At 63.4% G+C, this 453-nt stretch carries 1 protein-coding gene; it reads right to left on the bottom strand.

The features are described 5' to 3' along the window. Positions 1–12: 12 nt before the first annotated feature. The gene (locus tag J0A65_RS27585) at positions 13–246 is read right to left on the bottom strand and encodes a DUF2798 domain-containing protein (protein WP_037047473.1); all 234 of its coding nucleotides are present in this window, start codon (positions 244–246) and stop codon (positions 13–15) included. Between the last annotated feature and the right edge of the window lie 207 nt (positions 247–453).

Below are 453 nucleotides of genomic sequence, written 5' to 3'. Positions count from 1 at the left end.
GTCTGAGGGCAGTCAGTCCTCGCGCTGAACGATGAGATCGGTCAGTCGCCGAACATAGGGTGCAGCCAGCAGTACCACCGGGATCATGCTCAGCCAGGTCAGTAACCAGGTCGTGCTCCAGCTGAGCATGAACGGACCCAGTGCCATCCCCTTGGGGTTGGCGATCAACGCCGCGATGGCGCTGGTGATGGCGGATTGCAGCAGCCCGAATACCTGCGGCCGGTACTGGCGATTGATGCGTGGCACGCGAACTCTCCTGCAGTCAAAGACCCGCGACAAGGCACTTCGACCCGGATTCGCCAGAGGGTGGCGGTGTGGCAGGGCCTTGCCCGTATGACCAGGCGACTGTCGCCAGGGGCTGCAATCAGGTCTGGCCTCGAGCATATACCGCTTGGGGGGTGTGATGTCAGTGGTTGCGCTGTCGAGCGGCACGCTTCGCTGTGGCCGTGCGCA

It is taken from the genome of Bowmanella yangjiangensis (assembly GCF_017255015.1).
In the GTDB taxonomy this organism is placed as follows: Bacteria; Pseudomonadota; Gammaproteobacteria; order Enterobacterales; family Alteromonadaceae; genus Bowmanella; species Bowmanella yangjiangensis.
Note: the sequence above shows the minus strand (reverse complement) of the source record. Positions and strands in the feature narration are given on the sequence as shown.